The sequence below is a fragment of the Mesorhizobium sp. M7A.F.Ca.MR.148.00.0.0 genome (genome assembly GCF_003997735.1).
In the GTDB taxonomy this organism is placed as follows: Bacteria; Pseudomonadota; Alphaproteobacteria; order Rhizobiales; family Rhizobiaceae; genus Mesorhizobium.
The window spans coordinates 1-408 of record NZ_RZTB01000321.1 but is presented as its reverse complement, the minus strand read 5'-3'; the positions used below and the strand labels follow the sequence as shown (position 1 = coordinate 408).

The 408-nt window shown below is 63.7% G+C and carries 1 protein-coding gene; it reads left to right on the top strand.

Annotated features, from left to right (window positions below):
* Window positions 1–76 precede the first annotated feature (76 nt).
* A partial coding sequence (locus EOB49_RS34260) for a tyrosine-type recombinase/integrase (RefSeq protein ID WP_206526196.1) occupies window positions 77–408 on the top strand: 332 nt, incomplete at its 3' end.

The window sequence follows — 408 nt, the reverse complement described above, 5'->3', positions numbered from 1 at the left end:
CGACAGCGGACGCGAACCCGACAAACGAAAGAGGCTCCCCTTCACCCCCGAGCAATTGGTGGCAACTCGGGAGCGCGTGCTTGACCGCGCCGCCCCTGACCTCCAACAGATTTGGCGGCTGCTTGAGGGCACGGGCTGCCGTCTATCCGAGATCACCGGGCTTCGTGTCAGCGACGTTAGGCTCGATGCCCAGTACCCGCACATCGACGTCGAGTGGCATGACGAGCGCCGGGTCAAGACCGAAGTCTCCCGCCGAAAGGTCCCTCTCATAGGGGACGCCTTGGAAGCGGCCAAGGAGGCCGTCAAGGCGGCAGGTGAGAGCAAGATGCTATTCTCACGCTACGGTCATGAAGGCGGCGGCGACAAAGCCTCGGCGGCGCTTGGAAAGCACGTCAGAGCTGCTGTGAC